Annotated in this window: 4 protein-coding genes; all 4 read left to right on the top strand. The window is 76.1% G+C overall.

Features of this window, described 5'->3' with window-relative positions; translation table 11 throughout:
- Positions 1 to 105: 105 nt before the first annotated feature.
- The 4 genes from EAO70_RS06645 to EAO70_RS37690 are packed head-to-tail and all read left to right on the top strand — an operon-like array spanning position 106 to position 9,387.
- Complete coding sequence (locus tag EAO70_RS06645) at positions 106 to 552, top strand: Pycsar system effector family protein (protein WP_148002080.1); 447 nt, start codon at positions 106 to 108, stop codon at positions 550 to 552.
- 8 nt (positions 553 to 560) lie between these two features.
- A complete protein-coding gene (locus EAO70_RS06640; RefSeq protein ID WP_261992710.1) occupies positions 561 to 2,933 on the top strand; it encodes a vWA domain-containing protein in 2,373 nt (790 codons plus the stop codon).
- A 20-nt stretch (positions 2,934 to 2,953) separates the two neighbouring features.
- Complete coding sequence (locus EAO70_RS06635; RefSeq protein WP_148002076.1) at positions 2,954 to 6,745, top strand: tubulin-like doman-containing protein; 3,792 nt, start codon at positions 2,954 to 2,956, stop codon at positions 6,743 to 6,745.
- The gene (locus EAO70_RS37690) at positions 6,742 to 9,387 is read left to right on the top strand and encodes a hypothetical protein (protein WP_187283764.1); all 2,646 of its coding nucleotides are present in this window, start codon (positions 6,742 to 6,744) and stop codon (positions 9,385 to 9,387) included. Before EAO70_RS06635 ends, EAO70_RS37690 begins: the two co-directional genes overlap by 4 nt.
- Positions 9,388 to 9,480 lie beyond the last annotated feature (93 nt).

The raw sequence follows: 9,480 nt of genomic DNA, 5'->3' as shown, positions 1-9,480 counted from the left end.
GGGCCGTTCGCGCGGGCGGGCCCGCGGCCGTACGCGTCGGCGGTGTCCGCGAGACCGCGGAGCAGCCGTGCCACCGCCCCCGTACCCGCCGAGGAGCTGAGGTTCATGGCCGAGCGGCTGCTCGCCACCGTCCGGGAGGACATCGGCCGCGCCGACACCAAGGCCGCCATCCTGCTCTCCGGCGCCCTCGCCTTCCTGGCGGTCGTCTTCTCCGGCGACCGCGCCCTCCCGCCCGCCGGCGGACCCGGACTCGTCCTCCTGCTCCTCGCGGGCGCGCTCTGGACGGCCGGGGTCCTGATGCTCGTCTCGGTGGTGCTGCCCCGCACCCGGATCGGAGCCGACCGCACGTTCCTGCGCGACCTGACCGGCGGACCGTCGGTGAGCGCGCTGCGCGCCCGGCTCTCCGCGCCCGGCGCGGACGCCACCGGCTGGCTCCTCGAACAGGCCAGCGTGCATGGCCTCGTGCTCGCGGCGAAGTACCGGTGGCTGCGCCTGGGCGTGTCCGCGCTCGCGCTCGGCGCCCTCCTGGCCCTCTTCAGCGAACTGTGGTGAGACAGAACATGCAGTGGATCGACAAGGGGGGCGCCCTGCTCCTCGCCGGGGCGCTCCTCGCGCTCTCCGGCCCGCTCGCGGCGACCACCGCCTCCGGCGCGCCCGGCGCCCCCGGTGCGCGGACGGCCCTCCGTACCGTGGCCGCCGACCCCGCCGAAGGGCCCGACCCGCTCGACTTCGCCGTCGTCGTCGACCAGTCGGCGAGSCTCGCCGACAGGGACCTCGCGCGCGAGACCGAGGCCGCGGCGCTGCTCGTCCAGGGCGAGATATCGGAGCGCTCCCGCGCCGCCGTGATCGGCTTCGGCAGCTCGGAGAAGCGCGGCCAGTCGCCGGTGCGCGAGGTGTGCCCGCCGACCGTCGCCGACGCCGCCGGCCGGGAGCGCCTCAGCGACTGCGTCCAGCGCCTCGGGCGCCGCGACACCGCCCGGATGGGCCCCGGCACCGACTTCCCCGCCGCCGTCCGCCAGGCCGTCGCCCGCCTCACCGGCACCGCCGCCGGAACCGGGAAGCCCGGCACCCCCAAGGTCGTCTTCCTGCTCACCGACGGCAAGCTCGACGTCGCCGACAGCCCCGAGTACGGCACCGACCGGGAGAGCCGCCAGGCGAACGGGGAGAAGCGGCTCGCCGAGGAACTCGCCCGTGCCCGGGCCGCCGGCGTCCAGATCTGGCCCCTCGGCTTCGGCGCCGAACTCGACCGCGCCTCCCTCACCGCGATGGCCGAGGGCGGCTACCGCGGCGCCTGCTCCGAGATCCCCGGATCCGCCCCGCGCATGCGGGTCGTCGGCAGCTCCGCCGAGATCGACAAGGCGCTCCAGGAGACCTTCGCCGCCGCCCGCTGCGCCCGGATCGCGCACGGCACGGTCGGTAAGCCGCCCGCCGACCTGACCGTCACCATCCCGCCCCTCGCCACCGACGGCTCCCTCACGGTCGCCAAGCACGACCCCGCCGTCCAGGTCACCTACTACGACCCGGCCGGCCGCAAGGTGCCCGTACGGGGCGAGTTCGACGGCTCCTCCTTCGAGGTCAGCGGGCAGAACGGCCCGGTCGAGGCCCTGCGCGTGAAGAACCCGCTGCCCGGCCGCTGGCGGGTGCACATCGAGGCCCCGGCCGGCCACCAGGACCGCGAGGTCGCCGTCCGCGCGCTCTGGCAGGGCAGGCTGCGCTCCGCCGTCGTCCTCGACCCGGCGTCCCCCCGCCCCGGCGAACAGGTCGAGGTCGAGGTCCAGATGCAGACCCGGCGCGGGGTCGTCATCACCGACCCCCGCCAGCTGGCCGGTCTCGCCGTCGCGGCCGAGCTGACCGGCGAGGGCTTCGCCCCCGTGCGCTTCCGCCTCGCCGACGACGGCAAGGCCCCCGACACCAAGGCCGGCGACGTCCGGTTCACCGGCACGCTCACCGTCCCGAAGAGCGCCACCGGCGCCCTCGAACTCGTCACCCGCATGGAGGCGCCCGGCATCACCTCCGACCGGCGCCCGCTGCACGCCGTCGTCGCCGAGGGCGCGCCCCCGGTCACCGCCGCCCTCACCGTCGACGGCGCCGACGTGCACCCCGGCACGACCGTCCGCGGCACCCTCGACGTCACCAACAACGACTCCGCGCCGCACACCCTGCGGCTGGCCCTCGCCGACCAGAGGCCGGGCGCCGAACTCGCCGTCGCCCCGGCCACCGTCACGGCCCCGCCGAACCGCAGCACCCGGATCCCCTTCACCGTCACCGTGGGACCCGGCACGCCCTACGGCCCTCTCGGCGGCCGGGTCACCGTCGTGGACACCACCGACGGCGACCGCGCCCTGCGGGGCGCCTTCCTGGACGTCCGCGTGGTGGCGCCGCCGACCTGGTGGGAGCGCTGGTGGAAGGTCGTCCTCGGCGGAGCCGCCGCGGCCCTCCTCGTCGGCACCTTCGTCGGCATCCGGCTCGTGTTCCGGCGCCGCCGCCGCGACCTCACCGGCGTCACCCTCGAACTCCTCCAGGACGGGCGGACGCTCGACTCGCTGACCGTCCGCCGCGGGCAGAGCCCCGGCGGGGCCTTCGCCTTCGCCGTCGACGAGCCGTACGGGACACCGGCCACCCTGCGCCGCGTCCCCGGCGCCGGCTCCTCCGCCCACGTGCTGCGCCGCACGGGCGCGGGCGAACTGCTGCTGCGCCCCCGCGGCGGCGCGCAGGTCCCCGTCCGCCCCGGGGAACCGGCCGGCCTCGGCGACCACGAACTGGTCGTACGGGGCGGCCGCCCCGCCCCGGCCGGCGGCCGCGGCACGCCGTGGAGCCGCCGCCCCCGCCGCACCGGCCGGGCGGACCGCCGCACGGGCACCGACACCGGCCCCGTCACCGGACCGGGACCGGACGGTTCGCCCGACGCGAGCACCTACGACGTCAACTTCTGAACGGGTCCGAGGAGAACGCCATGAAGATCTACCAGCCCATGCTCTTCGTCGGACTCGGCGGCACCGGCGGACGCATCGGCAGCGAACTCGAACGCAGCCTCCGCCGGGAGCTGTGCGGCCCCGACGGCACGGACCTCGTCGACGGCGGCCGCCGCCTGCCCTTCCAGCTGCCCGACTGCCTCCAGTTCGTCTACGCCGACTTCAGCGAGGCCGAGCTGCTCAACTACCCCCAGTTCAAGGCCAAGGGCGCCGAGGGCGCCGCCTTCGCCCGTACCTCCAGGATCGTCCGCGACCTGCTGCCCACCGACTTCGACTCCTCGCCCGAGGTGACCCGCATGCTGCGCGTCTCGGTCCCCGAGGAGACCCGGAGCTGGCTGCCGCCGCAGGCCCGCCAACCGCGCGTCGCCCCGCTCAACAGCGGCGCCGGGCAGCTCCCGACGGTCGGCCGCTCCGCCCTCTTCGCCACCCTCCGCTCCGGCCTCGAACCCGTCCTGCGCCAGCTCCGCGAGGCGATCGGCGCCATCGGCCAGTCCGCCGGAGACCTGCGGCGGGTCGGCGGCGGCCGGATCCGCGGCTGCGACGTCTTCGTCGCCTTCTCCGTCGCCGGCGGCACCGGCGCCGGCATCTTCTACGACTTCATCCACCTCATCGGCCACGAGTTCCGCAACGCCCGGGTGCCCGGGGTGAAGATCTACCCGCTCGTCGTCATGCCCTCCGCCTTCCCGCCCGAGGCCGGCGGCGGCCGCGAGGCCGAACTCAACTCCGCCCGCGCCCTGGTGGACCTCTCCCGGCTCGTCGACGACCAGAACGTGCCCGACGCCCTCGACCAGGTCGGCGACGTCGAGGACCGCGGCCGGCTCAGCGTCACCTACCCCGGCGACGGCGTCGTCGCCCTGCGCCCCGCCACCATGCAGACCGCCTTCCTCTTCTCGAAGCCGTCCGTCATCAACAGCGAGGACCTCCGGCGCTCCATCGCCGCCATGGTCGTCTCGCTCATCGGCACCGACCTCGGCACGGACGGCGGCACGGCGACCCGCGCCGAGGAGGACTACCAGTCCTTCGCCGCCAGCTTCATCAACAAGGCGGTCGAACGCTCCACCCCGGCCCGTACCGGCATCGGCTACCGGGGCATGTCCACCAGCCTCGCCGCCGCCCTCACCGTCCCCGTCGACGACCTCGCCGAGATCGTCGCCGCCCGGCTCCTCGCCCAGGCCGTACGCGGCATGACCGAGCGCGCCCGCCGCCCCGACCGGGAGGGACAGAACCACGTCCGGGAACTGTTCAACCGCTCCGGCATCGGCCGCCTGTGGACCCGGGACGCCCCGGACGTCCCGCTGCCCGAGCAACTCCCCCGGGGGAAGACCCGGATCACCCAGGAACTGCGGAACCGGCTCGGGGACATGGAGGAGTCCCTGCGCCGCCTCGACACCGGCCTCGCCCGCGAGATCCCGCGCCTCACCGAGGACTTCAGACCCAGCGCGGGCGTCCGCGAACTCCTCGGCACGATGGACCCGTTCCAGATCAAGGTCGTCCTGTCCGGCCTGCCCAACCACCCCGACCGGGTGGCCCGGGAGGGCTTCACCGGCATGATCGACAACCGGCGCAACGAACCCGAGCGGCCCCCCGACGTCCGCACCGCCGCCCCGAACATCCCCCCGATCAAGGGCCCGGTCGGCGGCGTCGTACCGGCCCGGTGGAGCGACCCCGACGTCCAGGAGGCGCTCGCCGCGCAGCAGGCCTGGTACCAGTGGCGGGCCCGCACCCTCTGGCACCACGGCTGGCAGAACGGCGAGGCCCAGTGGCGCCCGTCCCTGAACAAGGCCACCTCCGAGGTCGCCGAACTCGTCAAGGCGCTCCGCGTCCACGAGCAGGACGAGGGCAAGTCCTTCGCCGACAGCCGCCGCGACCTCTACCGCGACGACCGCGCCGGCATCGCCTACCTGCTGCCCCCGCAGAACACCCTGCGCGCCTTCTACGACGACGTCGTCGACCGGCTCGCCCAGAGCGAGGGCCTGCCCGAGGGCGCCGACGCCGCCGGACTGCTCGGCCGGATCGTCGGCCCCGACGACTGGCGGCGGGCCCTCGACTCGGTCCGCCGGTCGTCCGGCGCGGCGGTCAAGGAGATCAAGCAGGTCGTCGAACGACGGGTCAAGCGGCTGTTCGGCGAGGCCAACGAGGACGCCTTCGCCCGCCCCCTGCTGCCCTCCATGGAACTGCTGCTCCGGGCCGCCGCCGGCGACGAGAACGCCGAGGCGAAGATCGACCCGCGCTGGCTCGACCAGTTCCGCTCCCGGCTCGCCGGGCTCATCCCGGTGGGCTTCGTCCCCGACGGCAGCGGACCGCTCAAGATCCTCATCGTGCACCCGGCGAGCGAGGCCGACGGCCGCGCCCGCGAGTACCTGGAACAGGCCCTCAACCTGCCCTCCCGAGTGACCCCGGAGAGCCGGGCCGGCGACACCGACTCCATCACCGTCGTGTTCTTCCGCAGCGGCATGAACCTCACCGACATCTCCGAGGTCCGCAACGTCCTCAGCCTGTGGTCCGAGGCCCGCGACTCGGCCGGCGAGGACGACTTCCTGCACTGGCGCCAGCGCCTCGGCTACGAGGACGACTGGCTGGTCTCCACCGAGCACGACCGGCAGCGCATCCTGCACCGGCTGCTCTGCGCCATGTGGAACGGGCACATCGAGACCGAGGGCCCGGCCGCCTCGCCGCACCGCGTCCGCATCCGGCTCCAGGACGGCGAGTCGGCCACCATGTCGCTGCGCCTGGAGGAGTTCGACGGCTCGCTCACCAGCTGGGCGGGACTGCTGCGCGCGTACGAGCGCTGGGCGCTGCTCGACGAGGGGCAGATCATCGAGCAGTTCTGCGAACGCCTCATGCAGGCCCTGCCCCGGGGCCTCGCGCAGGTCCCGGCCCCGCCGTCGCCCCTCTTCACCCTCTTCGTGGAGCAGGTCGCACCGCGCCAGCTCGCGCTGATCGACCGACTCGTCGCGGAGCAGGGGGAGTACGGCGACGCGGACCCCGAATGGCTCACCCCGCTCCGCCACTTCTGGGAGGTCACCTTCCCCGGCGCCCTCGACATGCGCTTCCCGAGAGCGGCCAAGGCGACCCGCTCGACCCTACGGGCCCTGTACGAACGCCACGCACCACGGGCGACCACGGGGAACGGCGGGGGCGGGATCCCGGGTCAGGGCGCGCGGCGGACCGGGGCGTACGAGTCCGGCGGGCGTCCCTCGTACGAGTCCGACGCAAGGCCGTCGTACGAGCCCGGCGCACGGCCGTCGTACGAGCCCGGGGGGCCACCTTCGTACGAGTCCGGCTCACGATCCTCGTACGAGCCCGGCGGACGGCCCTCGTACGAGTCCGGCGCGCGGCCGTCCTACGGGGGCGGGGGAGCGCCCGATCCGCGGGCCGCCTACCGGAACGGGGACGGTCCCCGCCCGCGCGCGGCGGAGCAGCCGCCCCGGCGGACCTCCGCCTTCGAGGACGACTGGGACCGGGAGCCGGAGCCCGAGACCGACTACGAACCGGACTACGAGCCCGGCTACGAAGCCGACTACGGACCCGGCCATGAAGGCGACGACGAGGCCGACTTCGGCCCGGACCGGCGTCGTCGTCCTGACCACGGCCCGGGCCCCGGCCGCGGTCCCGGTCGCGGCCAAGACCCCGGTCGCGGTCCCGGTCGCGGCCCGGACCGTGGTCCCGACCACCGCCCGGACTCCGGCTACGGCGCGGACTTGGGCTACGCCCCCGACCGCGACTTCGACGACGCGCCCCGCCGCCGCGGCCGGGCCGGGGAGGCGGAGTGAGCGCCCGGGTGGTTCCCGAGCGGCCGCTGCCCGGGCACGCCGTCTGCCTCGACCTGCGCGAGGCCTGCGCGTACGACCCCGAGGCCGCCGTGCGCGCCGCGCTGGACGCCCCGCAGCCCGGCGGCGAGCGCCGCTTCCTCGTCGTCGACGAGGCCGACCGGCTCGTCTCCCACCAACTGCTCTACGAGCGGCTCTCGTCGTACGGGCCTGCCCGCATCGTCTGCCTGGCCGTCGCCGTCCGGGGCGAGCGGGCCGTCCGCCGGACGCTCACCCTCCGCCCGCCCGCCGCCGGCGTCCTGTGGGTCTTCGACACGGCGGAGGACGGCGTCCCGGCCGAGGCCGTGCTGCGTCCGCTCGTCGACGTCCTGTCCACGCCCGAGGTCTTCGACGCGGCCCTGCGCGCACTCGGCGAGGTGGTGCACGGCGTCGCCGTGCCCGCCGTGCGCGTCCTGGAGCACGACCTCACCGAGGAGGCGCGGGCGCGCGCCTGGCGCCAGGCGGTGGAGGGCCTCATCGGCCCCGAGGTCCCGGCCGGCACCGCCTCGGCCGACCAGGTGCCGCCGGCGCTCGCGCTGCTGCTCGACGAGGGCCTGCCGCGTTCGCTCGCCGACCACCGCTGGCTGCCCGCCCGGGGCCGCGCGGGGCTCCGGCTCGTCGCCTGCGACGAGGCCGTCCAGGACGCCGTCGACGGCTACCGGCGGGTGCGCGGCGCCGCCGGACTCCTCACCGGGGCCGCCCGCGCGGTCGACCTGCCGGGGGACATCGAGCGGGTGGCGGGAGAGCTGGAGCGGTTCCGGACCGCCGTGGCGGACGCGTTCGCCGCCGCCGGCGGCAGCCGCCTCACGGCCGAGCACCGGGGGGTGCTGCGGGACCGGGGCATCGAACTGCCCGAGATGCCCCGGGAGATCTCGCGGACCGGGATCGTCCCCGCCCTGCGCGACCACACCCACGAGCTGATCGGGAAGGGGCTGCCGCTGCGTTCCGTGGCGGCCCGGCTCTCCGCGCTGTCCGCGCGCACCGCGCCCGTCGGCAGCGCCGCCCGGCTCGCCCGGCTGGACGCGATCTGCGGGCCGGAGCGGCTGCGGCGGCTCGGCACCCGGCACCCGTTCGAGGCCGGCGGTGCGCGGCCGGTCGCCTTCGCCGTGACCGGCCTCCTCGCCCTGCTCGCCGGGATCTGGCCGGTTGTGGGCTGGGTCCTCGGCCCGGCCGTCGGCGTACTGGCCGCCGGGCTCGCCCACCTCATGCTGCGGCGCAGGCCGAACCGCTCGCCGGACGGGCGGATCGACGGCGGCGGCGCCACGGGGGCCGCGCCCCGGCTCGCCGGAGGGGTGCTCGGCGGTCTCCTCGGGGCGGGCCTCGGCCTGTTCCTCGGCCCGCCCGCGTGGGCGGGGGCGGTGGCCCTCGTGGTGTCCCTGGCGGCGGTCCTCCTCCTCGCGCTGCGGGACTGGAGCCGGGCCGTCGACGCGTGGTGGGCCCGGGCGGACCCGGAGGACGCGCGGCGGATCCTCCGCGAGGTCCAGGCGCTGGTGGTCACGACGGCGGTGCACGACTGGCTGTTCGCGGAGGTGCGGCACCACTGCTCGGCGGGCGCGGGGGCGGTGGCACGGCTGCTCCGCGGTCTCGCGGACACCGCCGACGCGTACGGCCGCGGGCCCGCCCGCGCGAACGGCCCCGGGGACGACCACGGGGCGTGGCCGGACCCGGAGGACCCGGCGGAGCGCGGTTACCGGAGCGAGCCGGCCGGCCCACCGGACGTGGACGCCGGTACCTCGTCGTGGAGTTGGGACGACTGGGGCGACGGCGACGCGGACGACGTCTGGTCGGACATGGACGAGGAGCCTCGGGCGCCTGGCGGGTCACGCGGGTCCGGGGGATTCCCGTACGACCAGGCTGGGCCGGGCGGGTCACGAGGGTCCGACCGATTCCCGTACGACCGGGACCCTTCCGACGGGTCCGCCAGGTCCGCCGGGTCCTTCCGCGCGGCGGACCGGCGCGGGACCGCCCCCTCGGGCGAACCGGCGCCCGCCCCCGGGTGGCTGGAGCGGCGGTACGGCGACGGCGGTCCGCTGCTCGTCGACACGCTCGTCGGCGACCTGGTCGCCGGCACCCTGCTGATCCTCGACCGCTGCTGGGCGGGCATCGAGCGCGATCCCGGCGCCGTGGTGCCCGCCGTCCACGAGGAGCGGATCGCGGACCTCCTGGACGAGACCCGGGTCCGGCTGGAGCGCGACGTCGCCGCGTCGCCGCCGCCCCGGTACGACGGGCTGCGCGACCCGGACGCACTCTCGGGGCTCGCCGCCTTCACCGACCGCACCGAGCGGCCCGACGCCGCCCGGCTGACCGGTGTCGCCCCGGACGCCGTCGCCCGGCTGATCCTCGCCGAGGACGACCCCGGCCGTACGGTCGCGCTCTGCGGCCCCGAGCACATGCGGCTGCTGTCCCACGACCCGCTCGCCGCCCGGCAGGTGCGGTTCGTGCCCGAGGCGATGCGGCGCGGGGCGGCCGGGGACGACATCTGGCGGGGCACCGCCGAGGACGTCGTCTGGACCGGCGCGGGACGCCACGCCGGAGTCCTCCGCCTCGTACCCCTGCGCGCGGACGTCGTGCACACCGTCCGCGCCGAGGAGGCGGGAGAACCGTGACCGACCCGAACCATCCGAACCATCCGAACGATCCGAACCATCCGAACGAGCAACGCGACCCGCGCGACCCGAACCAGCGGATCGGCCCCGACC

The organism is Streptomyces sp. adm13(2018) (assembly GCF_008042145.1).
In the GTDB taxonomy this organism is placed as follows: Bacteria; Actinomycetota; Actinomycetes; order Streptomycetales; family Streptomycetaceae; genus Streptomyces.
Note: the sequence above shows the minus strand (reverse complement) of the source record. Positions and strands in the feature narration are given on the sequence as shown.